Origin of the sequence: Pseudomonas sp. C32 (genome assembly GCF_030417915.1) — a bacterium.
Taxonomy (GTDB): domain Bacteria; phylum Pseudomonadota; class Gammaproteobacteria; order Pseudomonadales; family Pseudomonadaceae; genus Aquipseudomonas.
This window is the reverse complement of record NZ_JAUHUK010000005.1, coordinates 205,228-223,365: the sequence shown is the minus strand read 5'-3', so window position 1 is coordinate 223,365 and position 18,138 is coordinate 205,228. Positions and strand designations below refer to the sequence as shown.

The 18,138-nt window shown below is 60.4% G+C and carries 17 protein-coding genes; 10 read left to right on the top strand and 7 right to left on the bottom strand.

Features of this window, described 5'->3' with window-relative positions:
• Positions 1-66 precede the first annotated feature (66 nt).
• The 3 genes from ftsX to ftsY are packed head-to-tail and all read right to left on the bottom strand — an operon-like array spanning position 67 to position 3,298.
• Positions 67-1,089, bottom strand: coding sequence for a permease-like cell division protein FtsX (ftsX, locus tag QYH43_RS08085; RefSeq protein WP_095057386.1), 1,023 nt, complete (start codon positions 1,087-1,089; stop codon positions 67-69).
• Positions 1,086-1,757 (bottom strand): cell division ATP-binding protein FtsE, encoded by a 672-nt coding sequence (ftsE, locus tag QYH43_RS08080; protein ID WP_095057385.1) that lies wholly within the window; start codon positions 1,755-1,757, stop codon positions 1,086-1,088. Before ftsE ends, ftsX begins: the two co-directional genes overlap by 4 nt.
• Entirely contained in the window at positions 1,754-3,298 is a 1,545-nt protein-coding gene (gene ftsY / locus QYH43_RS08075) for a signal recognition particle-docking protein FtsY (protein WP_301156845.1), read from the bottom strand. Before ftsY ends, ftsE begins: the two co-directional genes overlap by 4 nt.
• Before the next feature lie 342 nt (positions 3,299-3,640).
• On the opposite strand from ftsY, the gene QYH43_RS08070 reads away from it, so the two are divergent.
• The 4 genes from QYH43_RS08070 to QYH43_RS08055 are packed head-to-tail and all read left to right on the top strand — an operon-like array spanning position 3,641 to position 8,142.
• Positions 3,641-4,996 (top strand): pitrilysin family protein, encoded by a 1,356-nt coding sequence (locus QYH43_RS08070; protein ID WP_095057383.1) that lies wholly within the window; start codon positions 3,641-3,643, stop codon positions 4,994-4,996.
• On the top strand, positions 4,989-6,479 hold the full coding sequence (locus tag QYH43_RS08065; protein ID WP_301156844.1) for a pitrilysin family protein: 1,491 nt from the start codon (positions 4,989-4,991) through the stop codon (positions 6,477-6,479). Before QYH43_RS08070 ends, QYH43_RS08065 begins: the two co-directional genes overlap by 8 nt.
• A complete protein-coding gene (gene rsmD, locus QYH43_RS08060; RefSeq protein WP_301156843.1) occupies positions 6,479-7,087 on the top strand; it encodes a 16S rRNA (guanine(966)-N(2))-methyltransferase RsmD in 609 nt (202 codons plus the stop codon). The genes QYH43_RS08065 and rsmD overlap by 1 nt, the downstream gene beginning before the upstream one ends.
• 56 nt (positions 7,088-7,143) lie before the next feature.
• Positions 7,144-8,142: a hydrolase gene (locus QYH43_RS08055; RefSeq protein ID WP_301156842.1), complete on the top strand. Its 999-nt coding sequence runs from the start codon at positions 7,144-7,146 to the stop codon at positions 8,140-8,142.
• A 199-nt stretch (positions 8,143-8,341) separates the two neighbouring features.
• Here QYH43_RS08055 and QYH43_RS08050 read toward each other — a convergent pair whose 3' ends face one another.
• Together QYH43_RS08050 and QYH43_RS08045 are read right to left on the bottom strand one after the other, a co-directional pair.
• Positions 8,342-9,196 (bottom strand): sulfurtransferase, encoded by an 855-nt coding sequence (locus QYH43_RS08050; RefSeq protein WP_301156841.1) that lies wholly within the window; start codon positions 9,194-9,196, stop codon positions 8,342-8,344.
• 34 nt (positions 9,197-9,230) lie between these two features.
• Positions 9,231-9,902, bottom strand: a complete 672-nt coding sequence (locus tag QYH43_RS08045) for a TetR/AcrR family transcriptional regulator (protein ID WP_301156840.1) — start codon at positions 9,900-9,902, stop codon at positions 9,231-9,233.
• Positions 9,903-10,048: 146 nt separating this feature from the next.
• Between QYH43_RS08045 and QYH43_RS08040 the strand changes: the two genes are divergently transcribed.
• From QYH43_RS08040 to QYH43_RS08020, 5 genes are all read left to right on the top strand, one after another.
• Complete coding sequence (locus tag QYH43_RS08040; RefSeq protein ID WP_095057377.1) at positions 10,049-11,479, top strand: coniferyl aldehyde dehydrogenase; 1,431 nt, start codon at positions 10,049-10,051, stop codon at positions 11,477-11,479.
• A gap of 28 nt (positions 11,480-11,507) precedes the next feature.
• Positions 11,508-12,053: a twin-arginine translocation pathway signal protein gene (locus QYH43_RS08035; RefSeq protein WP_095057376.1), complete on the top strand. Its 546-nt coding sequence runs from the start codon at positions 11,508-11,510 to the stop codon at positions 12,051-12,053.
• 86 nt (positions 12,054-12,139) lie between these two features.
• Entirely contained in the window at positions 12,140-13,735 is a 1,596-nt protein-coding gene (locus QYH43_RS08030) for a GMC family oxidoreductase (RefSeq protein ID WP_301156839.1), read from the top strand.
• Positions 13,736-13,850: 115 nt separating this feature from the next.
• Positions 13,851-14,330, top strand: a complete 480-nt coding sequence (coaD, locus tag QYH43_RS08025) for a pantetheine-phosphate adenylyltransferase (protein WP_046039203.1) — start codon at positions 13,851-13,853, stop codon at positions 14,328-14,330.
• 182 nt (positions 14,331-14,512) lie between these two features.
• Positions 14,513-14,764: a YfhL family 4Fe-4S dicluster ferredoxin gene (locus QYH43_RS08020; protein ID WP_095057374.1), complete on the top strand. Its 252-nt coding sequence runs from the start codon at positions 14,513-14,515 to the stop codon at positions 14,762-14,764.
• Positions 14,765-14,863: 99 nt separating this feature from the next.
• Here QYH43_RS08020 and mutM read toward each other — a convergent pair whose 3' ends face one another.
• Positions 14,864-15,676, bottom strand: coding sequence for a bifunctional DNA-formamidopyrimidine glycosylase/DNA-(apurinic or apyrimidinic site) lyase (gene mutM, locus QYH43_RS08015; RefSeq protein WP_301156838.1), 813 nt, complete (start codon positions 15,674-15,676; stop codon positions 14,864-14,866).
• A gap of 31 nt (positions 15,677-15,707) precedes the next feature.
• The gene (locus QYH43_RS08010; RefSeq protein ID WP_301156837.1) at positions 15,708-16,577 is read right to left on the bottom strand and encodes an HDOD domain-containing protein; all 870 of its coding nucleotides are present in this window, start codon (positions 16,575-16,577) and stop codon (positions 15,708-15,710) included.
• A 153-nt stretch (positions 16,578-16,730) separates the two neighbouring features.
• Between QYH43_RS08010 and QYH43_RS08005 the strand changes: the two genes are divergently transcribed.
• Entirely contained in the window at positions 16,731-17,927 is a 1,197-nt protein-coding gene (locus QYH43_RS08005; RefSeq protein ID WP_301156836.1) for a class I SAM-dependent rRNA methyltransferase, read from the top strand.
• Positions 17,928-18,138: the final 211 nt, after the last annotated feature.

Here is an 18,138-nt window from a genome sequence, read left to right as displayed (position 1 = left end):
CGGAAACCGAAAAACAAGTTCCCAAAAACCCAAAAACGCTGAAAGGTCAATACGAGCAAAATGATACTACTTAGGCGCAAGCTCCCTCAGGTGGCGTGCGACTGCAATCCATGCACCGATATACCCCAACAGCACCGCGCCAAGCAAGAGAGACAGACCGTCGGCAACCGGCACACCGGCCAACGCAAAATCACTGCCATACAAACCGGCCAGCCCAACCACCGCGTCGTTCAGCCAGTCCAGGCCGAACGCCAGCACCCCCCAGGACAGAACCCCCGCACCAAAGCCATACAACGCGCCCATATAGAGAAAGGGCCTGCGCACATAGCTGTCAGTGCCGCCGACCAGTTTAATCACTTCTATCTCTGTGCGGCGGTTTTCAATATGAAGACGAATGGTATTGCCTATCACCAAAAGTAATGCAGAAACCAGAAGCACGGTCAGACCGAAGACAAATCGGTCGCCCAGCTTGAGGATGGCTGCCAGACGCTCGACCCACACTAAATCAAGTTGCGCCTGTTGTACCTTCGGAAGCTCGGATAGTTTTTGTCTTAATGCTTCAAGCGCAGGCTTGTCGACTTCCTTCGGCGTCACCAGGACCACGCCTGGCAGCGGGTTCTCTGGCAATTCCTTGAGCGCATCGCCCAAACCGGACTGCTGCTGGAACTCTTCAAGCGCCTGATCCCGACCGACGAATTCTGCATCCGCCACGCCTGGCATACCTTTGATCTGCTCGCGCAGGGATTCGCCTTCCGCCGGACTGGCTTCGAGTTGGAGGTACAGGGAGATCTGCGCCGCACGCTGCCAGGAACCGCCAAGACGCTCGACGTTACTTAGCAAAAGTGACAGCCCCATCGGCAAACTCAGGGCCACTGCCATCACCATGCAGGTGAAAAAACTGCCAATGGGATGCTTGCCCAGCCGACGCAGGCTGTCCAGCAGGCTGGCGCGATGGCTTTCAATCCAGGCACGGAACAATGTGGCAAAGTCCGGCCCGTCGTCATCGTCGCGCTTTTTCTTCTGTGGCTGCGGATCGGCGGCCTTCGGGGCCACACGTTCGGAAACCTTGGGACTACGTGTTGCACTCATTCCGCAGCCTCCCCGTCGCCGATCAATCGACCGCGTTGCAAAGTCAGCATGCGGTGGCGCATGCGGGCGATCAGGGCCAGGTCGTGACTGGCGATCAGCACGCTGGTGCCGAGGCGGTTGATGTCTTCGAACACACCCATGATTTCAGCGGCCAGACGCGGGTCGAGGTTACCGGTCGGTTCGTCCGCCAGCAGCAAGGCCGGGCGGTGGACGATGGCGCGGGCAATGCCCACACGCTGCTGCTGACCGGTGGACAGGTCGCCCGGATACAAGTCGGTCTTGTCCGACAGGGCCACGCGCTCCAGCGCCGAATCCACGCGCTTGGCGATTTCGGCCTTGGACAGGCCGAGGATCTGCAAGGGCAGCGCAACGTTGTTGAACACCGTGCGATCGAACAGCAACTGGTGATTCTGAAACACCACGCCGATCTGACGACGCAGGAAAGGGATCTGCGCGTTGCTGATGGTGCTCAGGTCTTGCCCGGCGAGCAGCAATTTGCCGCTGGTTGGACGCTCCATGGCCAGCAGCAGGCGCAACAAGGTGCTTTTACCGGCACCGGAATGGCCGGTGACAAACAAAAATTCGCCCCGACGGACTCGAAAGCTCAGCTCATGCAAGCCGACGTGACCGTTCGGGTAGCGTTTACCGACCTGTTCGAAACGAATCATGAACGCTCCCGCTCGGCAAACAATGCCTGGACAAAGGGTTCTGCTTCAAAAGTACGCAAATCGTCGATGCCTTCACCGACGCCGATGTAGCGGATCGGCAGGCCGAATTGCTTGGCCAGGGCAAAAATCACCCCGCCCTTGGCGGTGCCGTCGAGCTTGGTCAGCGCCAGGCCGGTCAGTTCGACGGTCTGGTTGAATTGCTTGGCCTGGTTGATGGCGTTCTGGCCGGTACCGGCATCGAGCACCAGCAGCACTTCGTGCGGCGCATCGGCGTCGAGCTTGCTGATCACCCGGCGAACCTTCTTCAGCTCTTCCATCAGGTTGTCTTTGGTGTGCAGACGACCGGCGGTGTCGGCGATCAACACGTCGATGCCACGGGCCTTGGCGGCCTGCACGGCATCGAAGATCACCGAGGCCGAGTCGGCGCCAGTGTGCTGCGCGATCACCGGGATCTTGTTGCGCTCACCCCAGACCTGCAACTGCTCGACGGCTGCAGCGCGGAAGGTGTCGCCGGCAGCGAGCATGACTTTCTTGCCTTCCAGCTGCAGCTTCTTCGCCAGTTTGCCGATGGTCGTGGTTTTGCCGGCGCCGTTGACGCCGACCACCAGAATCACGAACGGCTTGTTCTGCGAGACGATTTTCAGCGGCTGCTCGACAGGCTTGAGCATCGCGGCGAGCTCGGCCTGCAGGGATTTGTACAGCGCGTCTGCGTCGGCCAGTTCCTTGCGTGCAACCTTCTGGGTCAGACGCTGGATGATCACCGAGGTGGCTTCAACACCGACGTCGGCAGTCAGCAAGCGCGTCTCGAGGTCTTCGAGCAACTCGTCATCGATGACCTTCCTGCCCAGGAACAGGCTGGCCATGCCTTCACCAATGCTGGCGCTGGTCTTGGACAGGCCCTGCTTGAGGCGGGCAAAGAAGCCGGCTTTGGATTCTTCGGTACGTGCGGGTTCGACCGGCGTCTCGACCAGTGCAGCGACCGGCTCAAGCACCGGAGCGGGAACAGGTGTGGGTTCCGGAGCGACTGGAGCAACCGGGGCAACCGGGGCAACCGGGGCAACGAATACCGGAACCACCGGTTCGCTGGCAATCGGCGCTGGCTCGGCCACAACGACGGGCTCAACTACAGGCTCAATAACCGGCTCAGCCACAGGTTCTTGAACCGGTGCTGGCGTAAACCCTGTCGGCGCCGGAATCGACGGTGTCACATGCGGCGCCCGATCATCTTCGACCAGCGCCACCGGCTCTTCCGATACCGGCAGGGTCAGCCACGGCGCAGTGGCCAGGGCCGGAGGAGCCTCGGCGACGATTTCGCTGACAGGCTCGGGAACGGCTTCAACTGTGGGTTGCAGCACCGCTTCGGCGATCGGCGCAACAACCGGCGCAGGCGCTTCTTCTATTACCGATACCGGCGTGGGCTCAGGAATCGGTTGTGGCTGTTCGACGACGGGTTCCTGCGGCTTTTTGCGCAGCCATCCGAACAGGCTTTTCTTCTCGCCAGCCGCAGCTGGGGTCTTCTTGTCGTCGTTGGAACCAAACATGGAGGACGGCTATCTCACGGTAGCGACGCGCCAAAGGCGCCCCGGCAAATAAATATTCGATGCAGAACAGACTGCGGTTGATCCAGCTTGTTCACGCGCAACATTTTGTCGAGGCACCAACAGCGCCTCAAAGGTCGACTAATACGAAGGACTGGAACGGCATCGTCGGCGAAAACGCAGAGTTTAGCTGACAAACTCAAAGTTTCTGCCGGTAACCCATGCAACCTGCAGGCCGTCAAAGGCCTGATAGGCGTGGCCGCCAGTAAAACGGATCAGTATCCTAGCACCCTCTCGCCCGCTGACGCTAAGAACAAGCGGGCAGCCCCAAAGGTTTAAAAACGAATGATTGCTCTAGCCCGCCGCGCCGCAGGCCTGCTGCTCAGCACAGTCTGCCTGCCACTTTCGGCCCTGGCTGCCGACCCGCAACCCACCCATGAATTCACCCTCGACAACGGCTTGAAGGTGGTTGTGCGTGAAGACCATCGTGCGCCTGTAGTGGTTTCCCAGGTTTGGTACAAGGTCGGCTCCAGCTACGAGACGCCCGGTAACACCGGTCTGTCCCACGCCCTGGAACACATGATGTTCAAGGGCAGCGACAAAGTCGGCCCTGGCGAAGCGTCGTTGATCCTGCGCGACCTCGGCGCTGAAGAAAACGCCTTCACCAGCGACGACTTCACCGCGTACTACCAGGTGCTGGCCCGTGATCGCCTGGGCGTAGCCTTCGAGCTGGAAGCCGACCGCATGGCCAGCCTGCGCCTGCCGCCCGACGAGTTCGCCAAGGAAATCGAAGTCATCAAGGAAGAACGTCGCCTGCGCACTGATGACAAGCCGATGTCCAAGGCCTACGAACGCTTCAAGGCCATGGCTTACCCGGCCAGCGGCTATCACACGCCGACCATCGGCTGGATGGCCGACCTTGACCGCATGAAGGTCGAAGAACTGCGCCACTGGTACGAAACCTGGTACGTGCCGAACAACGCCACGCTCGTGGTGGTCGGCGACGTCACCCCGGACGAAGTCAAAACCCTGGCCCAACGCTATTTCGGCCCGATCGCCAAACGAGATGTGCCGGCAGCCAAAAAACCGCTGGAGCTGGCCGAACCCGGTGAGCGCCAACTTACCTTGCACGTGCAGACCCAATTGCCGAGCCTGATGCTGGCGTTCAACGTGCCAAGCATCGCCACCGCCGAGGACAAGCGCCTGATTAACGCTCTGCGCCTGATCTCGGCCCTGCTCGACGGCGGTTACAGCGGACGCATTCCGACGCAACTGGAGCGTGGCGAAGAGCTGGTGTCCGGTGGTTCGTCGAGTTACGACGCCTACACCCGTGGCGACAGTCTGTTCACCTTGTCGGCGACGCCAAACGCTCAGAAACACAAAACCATCGCCCAGGCGGAAGCCGGTTTGTGGAAGCTGCTCGAACAGCTGAAAACCACCGCACCGTCCACTGAAGAACTGGAACGTGTCCGCGCCCAGGTCATCGCCGGGTTGGTCTACGAGCGTGATTCGATCACCAGCCAGGCCACCGCCATTGGCCAATTGGAAACCGTCGGCCTGTCCTGGAAGCTGATGGACACCGAACTGGCCGACCTGGAAAGCGTCACGCCGGAAGATATCCAGAAAGCCGCCAAGCTGTATTTCACCCGCGAACGTCTCAGCGTCGCCCATGTACTGCCACTGGAGACGACTCATGAGTGAGCGCAAACCCTCCCGCCTGGTCCTGATTGGCCTGGTCGCCGTTGCCGTTATTGGTTCTGCCGCGTTCTACCTCTCGCGTTCCGGCGAAACCATTGCCAGCGAAGCCCTCGACAAGGCCAAGGCCAGCCAGAAACTGCAATCGCTGGCCGAACTGAACGGCAAGGCACCGAGCCACCGCACACTGGACGTGCAGACCTGGAGCACCGCCGAAGGTGCCAAGGTGCTGTTCGTCGAAGCCCGCGAACTGCCAATGTTCGACATGCGCCTGATCTTTTCCGCTGGCAGCAGCCAGGACGGCGACGCACCGGGCCTGGCCACGCTGACCAACGCCATGCTCAACGAAGGTGTGGCCGGTAAGGACGTCAGCGCCATCGCCCAAGGCTTCGAAGGGCTGGGCGCCGATTTCGGCAACGGTGCCTTTAAAGACATGGCCGTTGCCTCCCTGCGCAGCCTGAGCGCTTCGGACAAACGCGAACCCGCCCTGAAACTGTTCGCCGAAGTCATCGGCAAGCCGACCTTCCCTGCCGACTCGTTTGCCCGCATCAAGAACCAGATGCTTGCCGGTTTCGAGTACCAGAAACAGAGTCCCGGCAAACTGGCCAGCCTTGAGCTGATGAACCGCTTGTACGGCGATCATCCCTACGCACATGCCAGCGATGGCACGGCGAAAACCATTCCGGCGATTACGGTTGCGCAGCTGCGCAAGTTCCACGAAAAAGCCTATGCATCCGGCAACGTGGTGATCGCGCTGGTCGGTGATTTGTCCCGCGCAGAAGCCGAAGCGATGGCCGCCCAGGTTTCCGCTGCCCTGCCCAAAGGTCCGGCGTTGCCGAAAATCGCGCAACCGACCGAACCCAAGGCGAGCATCGGCCACATCGAGTTTCCGTCCAAACAGACCAACCTGATGCTCGCGCAACTGGGCATCGACCGTGACGATCCGGACTACGCCGCCTTGTCCATGGGCAACCAGATCCTCGGCGGCGGCGGTTTCGGCACGCGTCTGATGAGCGAAGTGCGTGAGAAGCGCGGTTTGGCGTATGGCGTGTATTCGGGCTTCACCCCGATGCAGGTGCGAGGGCCGTTCCTGATCAATCTGCAAACCCGCGCCGAGATGAGCGAAGGCACCCTGAAACTGGTGCAGGATGTGCTCGCCGACTACCTTAAAACCGGGCCGACCGAAAAAGAGCTCGACGACGCCAAGCGCGAACTGGCGGGCAGCTTCCCGCTGTCCACCGCCAGCAACGCTGATATCGTCGGCCAACTCGGTGCCATCGGCTTCTATAATCTGCCGCTCAGTCATCTGGAAGACTTCATGCAACAGTCCCAGAGCCTGACCGTCGAACACGTCAAAGCAGCACTGAACAAACACCTGAGCACGGACAAAATGGTCATCGTCAGCGCTGGCCCGACCGTGCCGCAAAAGCCGTTACCGGCCCCTACTGATAAACCTTCCGAGCAACCGCTCGGGGTTCCGGAGCATTAATGGCCAGTCCAAAAAAACCCGCCAAGAACGTCCATAACGGCGTGAACCAACTGCGCATCATCGGCGGTGAATGGCGCAGCCGGAAGCTGAGTTTCCCTGACGCCCCGGGCCTGCGCCCGACGCCGGACCGCGTGCGTGAAACCCTGTTCAACTGGCTCGCACCTTACGTGCCGGGCGCGAAAGTGCTCGACCCGTTCACCGGCAGCGGCGCGTTGTTTCTTGAAGCCTTGTCCCGTGGCGCCGCCATGGGCCAGGCGCTGGACGCCAGCAGCATCGCGGTATCCAGCCTGAAGGAACACCTCGGCACGTTGCGCTGTACCAACGGCCAGGTCCAGACCGCCGACGCCCTGCGCTATCTGGAAACCCAGACCGCAACGGCCTACGACCTGGTATTCCTCGACCCGCCGTTCAACCAGAACCTGCTGCCCGCCGTTTGCGCCTTGCTCGAAGAACGCCAATGGCTGGCAGATGAAGCCTGGGTGTACACCGAAAGCGAATCCGCGCCTTCGACGCAGGGCCTGCCACAGAACTGGCGCCTGCACCGCGAGCAAAAATCCGGGCGCGTTTACTACACGTTGTGGCAACGTATGGCAGAGATCACCGGTTAATCGACCGGCATGAAAACGGTGCGTACCCGGTACGCACCGCTGCATCGAGAATCATCGTGTCCCATCTGCCAGAACGCTTCACCCCCGCCTTCGGCCTCGGCAACCCGCACCTGCAAACCTTGTGGGGTCCGCTGTGGCGCAAAACCACGCACATCGAACGCGAGCGAGAACGCCTCTGGCTCGACGATGGCGACTTCCTCGACCTCGATTGGCATGGCCCGCACAGCGTCGATGCACCATTGGTGCTGGTGCTGCACGGTCTGACCGGATCGTCGAATTCGCCTTACGTGGCCGGGATGCAAAAAGTACTGGGTGATCGGGGTTGGGCCAGCGTTGCGCTGAACTGGCGCGGTTGCTCGGGCGAGCCCAATCTGCTGCCCCGCAGTTACCATTCCGGCGCCAGCGAAGACCTGGCCGACGCCATCAGACACTTGCGCGCCAAGCGCCCCCTCGCGCCGTTGTATGCCGTGGGTTATTCGCTGGGCGGCAATGTCCTGCTCAAGTATCTCGGAGAGACCGGCAGCGACAGCGGCGTACTCGGCGCGGCGGCGGTGTCGGTGCCGTTTCGCCTGGACCAATGCGCCGACCGCATCGGTCAGGGGTTCTCCAAGGTCTACCAGGCGCATTTCATGCGCGAGATGGTGGCCTACATCAAGAACAAGCAGCGGCAATTCCAGCACGACGGGCGTGAGGATGGACTGGCAGCCTTGGCCGCGCTCGGCTCACTGGAGAACATGCGCACGTTCTGGGATTTCGATGGGCGCGTCACCGCACCGCTGCACGGTTTCAGTGATGCCGAAGATTATTATCGCCGCGCTTCAAGCCGCTATTTTCTCGGCGAGATCCGTACACCCACCTTGATGATCCAGGCCGCCGACGACCCTTTCGTATTTCCCCACAGCTTGCCGCACGCGGATGAGTTGTCCGCCTGCACGCAGTTCGAGTTGCAGGCCAAGGGCGGGCATGTCGGATTTGTCGACGGCACGGTACGGCAACCGGGTTACTACCTGGAGCGACGCATTCCCCAGTGGCTTGCCGCCGTTGGGCGCGAGTGAGCCATGGAGGCTGATCATGGCCGGCGCCCGCATGCCAGTTTGAATTATTTGCCGCCGATTAGCCGGATAGCATTTGTGAACAACGTGCTGGGTTTACACAGCTAGCCTGCTAGCGATGGCGGTGTATCAGCCAACCCAGATGCTGAATGTAACGCCGCCATCGCGAGCAAGCTCGCTCCTACAGGGGATTTGTGGTGATTTATTCGCCGGTGGCGATGCCTCGGGAAGGCTCGTTGATCCACTCGCTCCACGACCCGGCATACAACGAACCCAGCGGATAACCCGCCAGGCACAGCGCGAACAGATTGTGGCAAGCCGTCACGCCGGAACCGCAATAAGCCACCAGATCGTCGGGTGAGCGATTGCCGAGTTTCGCGGCAAAGCGCTGCTTGAGCTGATCGGCCGGCAGGAAACGCCCGTCGCTGCCGAGGTTGTCAGTGAACGCCGCACACTGCGCACCGGGAATGTGCCCGGCAATCGGATCGATCGGCTCCACTTCACCTTTGAAACGCGGCAAGGCGCGAGCATCGAGCAAGGTCAGCGACGGTTGGCCGAGACGTTTTTGCAGCTGTTCGGCATCAAGCAGCAGCGAAGCATCCGGACTGCCCATGAACGTACCGAGGGTGATCGACGGCGCGTCCAGGCTCAATGGTAAACCGGCCGCATGCCAGGCCTTGAGCCCACCATCAAGGATAAACACGCCATCGCGCTTGCCCAGCCAGGCCAGCAACCACCAGGCCCGCGCCGCATAGGCACCTGGGCCGTCGTCGTACAACACCACTTCACTGTCGGCGTTGATGCCGAAGGCTTGCAGGCGTTCGATCAACTCTTCCGGCTCCGGCAACGGATGCCGCCCGGTCACACCCTTGACCACTTTCCCGCTGAGATCACGCTCAAGGTCGGCAAACACCGCGCCGGCGATATGCCCTTCGGCGTAGCTGCGCTGACCGTAATCCGGGTCTTCGAGGGCAAAACGACAATCCAGAATCACCAACCCCGGCTGGTCCTTTTTCAGGTCCAGTGCTTGCGGGCTGATCAATTGCGCAATGGGCATAACGGGCTCCTGTGATTGTTTTCGGAATTCGATGCTACTTCACTTCCTCAAGCGCCTGGGCCAGCGGCACATAAAACTCTTCGAACAAGGCATTCACTTCGTCGCGCGCCTGATCCGTGACGAACCCGGCCTCCAGCACCAGCACCTGATATACCCCGCGCTTGATCGCCTGCTCACTGACATGGCTGGAATTTTCCCGCGTGGTGCACAGAAAACGCACCCACGAGGTGAGGATGATCCAGGCATTGAGCGTCAGGGATTCGATCTGCACCCGGTCCATCTTCAGGATGCCGGCGGCGACAAAGCCTTCATAGATGGCCGCTCCGTGAATCAGGCTGCGCTGGGAAAAACGTCGATAGCGATCGGCGAGGTCCGGATCACTGTCGAGCAGGTGTTCCAGGTCGCGATGCAGGAACCGGTAGCGCCACATCGCCGACAGCAGCTCCTTGAGATAGAAGCGCTTGTCTTCCACCGTCGCGGCGCGACCCTGGGGCGGACGCAGGAAGCTGTCGACCAGGCTTTCGTACTCACTGAACAGCACGGCGATGATCGCCTGCTTGTTAGGGAAGTGGTAGTACAGGTTGCCCGGAGAAATCTCCATGTGGGCAGCAATGTGGTTGGTGCTGATGCTGCGCTCGCCCTGCTGATTGAACAGCTCGAGGCTGTTCTGCACGATGCGCTCGCTGGTTTTGATCCGTGGGGCCATGGCTTGAGCTTTAATTTCAGAGTGCGTTGGCGGGCATCTTAGATCTATCTGCGAGCGGATAAAACCAAGCTGTTCCTGGATGGTATTTGACTTTTTAGAGCATAGACTCTAAAAAGTACCTCATTACAATAAATCCGGAGCCGACCATGACTGCTGATATTTCCTACCTGCAAAACCTACAGCAGCCGCTGGGAGAGCTTCAGCGCCAGTTTGATGCTCAGCGCGCCGCCTATGCCGCCCACCCGATGCCACCGGCAGCCCAGCGCCAGCAATGGCTCAAGGCGCTGAAGGATTTATTGAGCAATGAACGCCAGGCCCTGATCGAGGCGATCAGCCAGGACTTCAGCCACCGCAGCGCCGATGAAACCCTGCTCGCGGAATTGATGCCCAGCCTGCACGGCATTCATTACGCCAGCCGGCACCTCAAAAGCTGGATGAAGCCCTCGCGGCGCAAAGTCGGTGCGGCCTTCCAGCCAGCGTCGGCCAAAGTGATTTATCAGCCGTTGGGCGTGGTCGGTGTGATCGTGCCGTGGAACTACCCGCTGTACCTGGCCATCGGCCCGTTGGTCGGCGCGCTGTCGGCGGGCAATCGGGTGATGCTCAAGCTCAGTGAATCGACCCCGGCCACCGGCTTGCTGATGAAAGAACTGCTGGCGAAAATCTTCCCCGAAGATCTGGTCTGCGTGGTGCTGGGCGAAGCTGACATCGGCGTGGCGTTCTCGCGACTGCCGTTCGATCACCTGCTGTTCACCGGCGCCACCAGCATCGGCAAACATGTGATGCGCGCCGCCGCCGAGAACCTGACGCCGGTGACTCTGGAGCTGGGCGGGAAGTCGCCGGCCATCGTTTCCCACGACGTCCCGCTCAAGGACGCCGCCGAACGCATCGCCTTCGGCAAAACACTGAACGCCGGCCAGACCTGCGTGGCCCCGGACTATGTGCTGGTGCCGGAAGACCGTGTCGGCGGTTTCGTCGAAGCCTATCGCACTGCCGTTCGCGGGTTTTATCCGACCCTGGCCGACAACCCGGACTACACCGCCATCATCAATGAACGACAACTGGCACGACTCAACGGCTACATCAGCGACGCCACCAGCAAAGGCGCGCTGCTGATCCCGTTGTTCGAACAGGGTCAGGGCCGACGCATGGGCCATAGCGTGCTGCTCAATGTCACCGATGACATGACCTTGATGCAGGATGAGATCTTCGGCCCTTTGCTGCCGATCGTGCCGTACAAAGATCTGGACCAGGCGTTTGCCTACATCAACCAGCGCCCTCGTCCGCTGGCGCTGTACTACTTCGGCTACGACAAGCGCGAACAACACCGCGTGCTGCATGAAACCCATTCCGGTGGCGTGTGCCTGAACGACACGCTGCTGCATGTCGCCCAAGACGACATGCCCTTCGGCGGCATCGGCGCTTCGGGCATGGGCCATTACCACGGTCATGAGGGGTTCCTGACCTTCAGCAAAGCCAAGGGTGTGCTGATCAAGCAACGGCTCAACGCGGCAAAACTGATTTACCCGCCATACGGTAAATCCATTCAGAAGCTGATCCAGAAGCTGTTCATCCGCTAACGATCGTCACTGTCGGGTAATAACAATAATGAGCCCAAGCCTGTCCGATACACCCGCGCTGTCACGGCGCGGCCTGCTGAAATTCAGCCTCGGCGCCAGCGCCTTTCTGGCCACGGCCGGGTTAGGCGCAAGCCTCAGTGGCTGCTCGTCGAGTGTTTCAGCGCATGGTTTTGCCACGTTGCGCGATGCCGACTTGCTGTTTCTGCGGGCCGTGCTGCCGGTCATGCTCGACGGCGCCGCGCCCGTCGAACGCATGACCGATGCCGTCGAAGGCACCCTGAAAAGCCTGGACTACAACCTCAATCACCTGTCCCCGGAAATGCTCAAGCTGACCCAGCAACTGTTTGATGTGCTGGGCATGGCCGTCACCCGCGGACCGCTGAGCGGGATCTGGGGCAGTTGGGAAAACGCCAGTGCCGACGACATCCGGCGGTTCCTCGATCGCTGGGAAAACAGCGCGTTGAGCTTGCTGCGCATGGGTCACAGCTCGTTGGTGCAACTGGTGATGATGGGCTGGTATGGGCGCAAGGAATCGTGGGCGCATTGCGGGTATCCCGGGCCGCCTACCGTTTGAAATCGAGTCGACCCCATCGCGGGCAAGCTTGCTCCTACAGGCGATCTTGCTAACACCGTCGAACACAATAAAAAGAGAACCCGAAGATGCCCGTACCCGATCCGTTCCGCGAAGGCATGGCCCGTGGCTGGAAAACCTATGACGGCTCGCGACTGAGCCAGGACCTGACCCTCGAAGCGGACGTGGCGATCATCGGCAGCGGTGCCGGTGGCGGCACCACCGCCGAAATCCTCAGCGCTGCCGGCTACAAAGTGCTGTTGATCGAGGAAGGCCCGCTCAAGACCAGCACCGACTTCAAACTGCTCGAAGACCAGGCGTACGCCAGCCTTTATCAGGAAGGCATCGGCCGCATGAGCAAGGATGGTGCGATCACCATCCTCCAGGGCCGTGCGGTGGGCGGTACCACGCTGATCAACTGGACCTCCAGTTTTCGCACCCCGGAGCCGACCCTGGAACACTGGGCCAAAGAGCACAACGTGAAGGGTCACAGCCCGGCCGAAATGGCCCTCTGGTTCGAAAAAATGGAGCAGCGCCTGGGCGTCGCGCCATGGAGGGTGCCACCCAACGCCAACAACGATGTGATCCGCAACGGTTGTGAAAAACTCGGCTACAGCTGGCATGTCATCCCACGCAATGTGCGCGGCTGCTGGAACCTCGGTTACTGCGGCATGGGCTGCCCGACCAACGCCAAGCAGTCGATGATGGTCACCACCATTCCAGCAACCCTGGAAAAGGGCGGCGAGCTGATTTACCTGACCCGAGCGGAAAAACTCATCATCAGCGGCGACAAGGTCACGGGGCTACGATGCTCGGCGATGGACGAGCGCTGTGTTGCGCCGACGGGGCGCACCGTCACGGTCAAGGCCCGGCATTTCGTGCTGGCTGGCGGTGGCATCAACAGCCCGGCCTTGCTGATGCGCTCCGGCGCGCCGGATCCGCACAAGCGACTCGGCAAGCGCACGTTCCTGCATCCGGTGAACATGTCCGCCGCGTTGTTCGACGAAGTGATCAACCCATTCTACGGCGCGCCACAGTCGATCTATTCCGACCATTTCCAGTGGATGGACGGCACCCGCGGCAAGATGGCTTACAAACTGGAAGTCCCGCCCCTGCACCCCGCACTCGCCGCGACGTTGCTGGGCGGGTTCGGCCAGGAAAATTCACAACACATGGCCAACCTGCCCCACACCCACGCCATGCTCGCGCTACTCAGGGACGGATTTCACCCGGACAGCCAGGGCGGCAGCGTCGAATTGCGCGGTGACAACACGCCCGTGCTCGACTATCAGGTTTCGCCCTACGCCTGGGACGGATTGCGCCGCGCGTTCCACAGCATGGCCGAAATCCAGTTTGCCGGCGGCGCCAAGGCTGTCATGCCAATGCACGCTGACGCTCGCTACGTCAAAACCCTGGCCGAGGCCCGCACACTGATCGACAGCTTGAGCCTGGAGTTGTACCGCACGCGCCTGGGCAGCGCCCACGTGATGGGCGGTTGCGCGATGGGTGAAGACCCTGAAAACGCCGTGACCGACAGCCTCGGCCGGCATCATCAACTGGGCAATCTGTCGATCCACGATGGCTCGCTGTTCCCCACCAGCATTGGCGCCAACCCACAACTGTCGGTCTACGGACTGACGGCGCAACTGGCGACTTCCCTGGCTGAACGTTTAAAAAACCCGTGAAAATGACGATTATTCCTATCGTCTATAGTGCTTTCTTACCCAACAGGCGACTTGGCCGACCGGGAAGGCTGCGATACCATCCGACTCCCCAACGGATTCCCGCCAGGACGACGCGATGAACCGAGTGTTGTACCCAGGTACCTTCGACCCTATTACCAAGGGCCATGGCGATCTGGTCGAACGCGCCTCGCGCCTGTTCGACCACGTGATCATTGCCGTTGCCGCGAGCCCCAAGAAAAACCCGCTGTTTCCTCTGGAACAGCGCGTGGAACTGGCGCGTGAGGTCACCAAACATCTGCCGAACGTAGAAGTCGTCGGTTTCTCGACGCTGCTGGCGCACTTCGCCAAAGAGAAGAACGCCAATGTGTTCCTGCGTGGATTACGCGCGGTGTCGGACTTCGAATACGAGTTCCAGCTGGCCAACATGAACCGTCAGCTGGCGCCGGATGTGGAAAGCCTGTTCCTAACCCCGTCCGAGCGCTATTCGTTTATTTCCTCGACGCTGGTCCGTGAAATCGCAGCCCTGGGCGGCGATATCACCAAGTTCGTGCACCCTGTGGTGGCGGACGCACTGACCGAACGCTTCAAGAAGTAAGACACGACTGTAGGAGCCGGCTTGCTGGCGATCAATACAACGCGGGACACCTGACACACCGCCATCGCCAGCAGGCTGGCTCCTACAGTACGTCGCGCCTGCGTGCAACGCGGGCGCCAATGCGGCACAATTGTGCGCATTGGTTTATTGCGCCCGGGCTTGCCGCCCCGGCTGGAGTTAGCATGTCCCTGATCATCACCGACGATTGCATCAACTGCGACGTCTGCGAACCCGAGTGCCCGAACGCCGCCATTTCACAAGGTGAAGAGATCTACGTGATCGACCCGAACCTGTGCACCCAGTGTGTCGGCCACTACGACGAACCGCAGTGCCAGCAGGTCTGCCCTGTAGATTGCATTCCGCTGGACGAAGCTCATCCGGAGACTGAAGAGCAGTTGATGGAGAAGTACCGGAAGATTACCGGTAAGGTCTGATTCACTTAAAAGATCGCAGCCTTCGGCAGCTCCTACCGGTGTACGCAAAACCCTGTAGGAACTGCCGAAGACTGCGATCTTTTGATCTTGCCTAACGCATCAGCTCTGACAACGCGGGCAAAACACACTCGCACGCTGCCCCAGCTTCACTTCCCGCAACCCTGTGCCACAGACCTTGCAGTGCTCACCGCCACGGCCGTACACGAACAGTTCCTGCTGGAAGTAACCGGGCTGCCCATCTCCACCGATAAAATCCCGCAACGTGGTGCCACCGCGCTCGATGGCGGCGGCCAGGATGCGTTTGATCTCGATGGCCAGTTTCAGATACCGCGCACGGGAAATGCTCTTGGCCTCGCGGCGCGGGTCGATGCCGGCAGCGAACAGCGCTTCGGTCGCGTAAATATTGCCTACACCCACCACCACCGCGTTATCCATGATGAACGGCTTGACCGCCATCGAACGGTTACGGGACTGCTGGAACAGGCGCTCGCCATCAAACAGGTCGGTCAGCGGCTCCGGCCCCAGGCGAATCAGCAATTCGTGATTGAGCGGATCGAGGCTCCAGAGCATTGCGCCAAAGCGCCGCGGGTCGGTGTAACGCAGGGCCAGGCCCGACTCCAGTTCAATGTCCACATGCTCGTGCTTGGCCGCCGGCAACCCCGCCTCCACCAGCCGCAGATTGCCCGACATGCCCAAATGGCTGATCAAGGTGCCGACTTCGGCGTTGATCAACAGGTACTTGGCGCGCCGCTCAACCAGCACGATGCGCTGCCCGGACAACCGCACATCGAGGTCTTCGGGAATCGGCCAGCGCAGGCGCCGGTCACGCACGATCACCCGGCTGACACGCTGGCCTTCCAGGTGCGGCGCAATCCCGCGACGGGTGGTTTCGACTTCTGGCAGTTCAGGCATGGTGCTCTCTTGAAGGAAGAACCTCCGACACTCAGCGATGAGTCCCGAGGTCGCGAATCGTCTGTTTAAGTGTCTCGAAGTCGTAGTCGGAGAGGCCGACATAATCGAGCACCAACGCCGCGATGCTGTCCCACTCGTGGTCTTCGGTCTGGTTACCCAACACCCGGCAGGAGGCACAAATATGCTCCGCCATCTTCAGGATCGCCAGCAGGTTCTTCAGCGAACTGTTGTTCAAGGACTCATCGCTGAAGATCGCCAAGGCGTTGTGATGATTGGCGATCGCGGCAGACACATGCTCCGGCAGCCGCCAGGACTTGGCCGTGAAATAACCGACCACGGCGTGGTTGGTGTTGAACGCCTTGTTCTCGGTATCGACCACCCGGCACTCCGCGCTGGCGTTGGCATAGGCCTGCTCCACCACACTCATGTAATCGGGAAAACGCTGGAGCATCAAAGGCACGCCACAGTCGTGGAACAGGCCCAGCGCATAGGCTTCATCGCCGTTCTGAATGCCGATGCGCTTGGCCAGCGTCAGGCAGGTCATCGCCACGTCCTGGGCGGTGTCCCAGAATCGGTTCAGGGTGACAATCGTGTCGTCGTTCATCTCGCCCTTGATCGACTGCGCGTTGATCAGGTTGATGATCGAGCGGCTGCCCAGCAGATTCACCGCGCGCTGGATCGAAGCAATCTTGTTGCTCAACCCGTAATACGGTGAATTGACGATTTTCAGCAAGGACCCGGACAGGCCCGGATCCTGGGAGATCAGCTTGGCAATGACTTCCAGATCCGGGTCAGGCATGTACTGCTCCATCTGCAAATCCACCATGATTTGCGGCTGGGCCGGAACGCTGATGCCCTGCAGGGCTTGTTGGATCTGTTCGGAAGTCAGCTCTTGGGACATTTGTGCACACTCTGGGTCAGGCGGCGATTCTAACCTTTATGAAGATGGATCCAACATACCAATTCGCATGACAACCCTCACCACATGTCCACTTACAGGCCAACCCGGGAGCTCAACACGCTATACTCCCGCTCTTTTTTCCGGAGCGACGACATGTCCCTGCCTAGCCTGCGCCTCAAAGCCAATGCCGACCGTCGTCTGCGCAACGGTCACTTGTGGGTCTACAGCAACGAAATCGATGTAGCTGCTACGCCTTTGCACGGTTTCAAGGCCGGCGACCAGGCGATCCTCGAAGCCGCCGGCGGCAAGCCGCTGGGCGTCGTTGCCATGAGCCCGAACAACCTGATCTGCGCTCGCCTGCTGTCGCGCGACATCAAGCTGCCGCTGGACAAGTCCCTGCTGGTACATCGCCTGAACGTGGCCCTGTCCCTGCGCGATCGCCTGTTCGACAAGCCGTTCTATCGCCTGGTCTACGGTGATTCCGACCTGTTGCCAGGCCTGGTCGTCGACCGTTTCGGCGACATCCTGGTGGTGCAGATCGCTTCGGCCACCATGGAAGCCCATAAAGACGACGTGATCGCGGCGCTGACCCAAGTGCTCAAACCAAGCGGCATTCTGTTCAAGAACGACTCCGCTGCCCGTGACGCCGAAGGCCTCAACCGTTACGTCGAAACCGTTTTCGGCCTGGTGCCGGAGTGGGTTGCACTGGAAGAGAACGGCGTGAAATTCGAAGCCCCGGTCATCCAGGGTCAGAAAACCGGCTGGTTCTACGACCACCGCATGAACCGCGCACGCCTGGCGCCGTACGCCAAGGGCAAGCGCGTGCTCGACCTGTACAGCTACATCGGCGGTTGGGGCGTGCAGGCTGCCGCATTCGGCGCCAGTGAAGTGTTCTGCGTCGACGCCTCGGCCTTCGCCCTCGACGGTGTTGAGCGTAACGCCGCACTGAACGGCTTCGCCGAGAAAATGACCTGCATCGAAGGCGACGTCTTCGAAGCCCTGAAAGAACTGAAAGCCAGCGAAGAACGCTTCGACGTGATCGTGGCCGACCCGCCGGCGTTCATCAAACGCAAGAAAGACATGAAAAACGGCGAAGGCGCCTACCGCCGCCTGAACGAGCAAGCCATGCGCCTGCTCAGCAAGGACGGCATCCTGGTCAGCGCCTCCTGCTCGATGCACCTGCCGGAAGACGACCTGCAGAACATCCTGCTGACCAGCGCCCGTCACCTGGACCGCAACATCCAGATGCTGGAACGCGGCGGCCAAGGCCCGGATCATCCGGTGCATCCGGCGATTGCTGAAACCCGTTACATCAAGAGCATTACTTGCCGGTTGTTGCCGAATAGCTGATTACACCATTGTATTGGGGGGGATGACTTGCCCCCCAATACACACTGAAATACTTCACGCCCCCTGGCAGAACGCTACGTTATTGTTAATGATCAAAAAAATCGATTAATATGTAGGACCACTCCGACAACATTATTAGAATATTCCTACTCAGAATTTTCTTGAAAAAACATGACCGACACCTATGATTGAGCTGTCACTACGAAGTGAC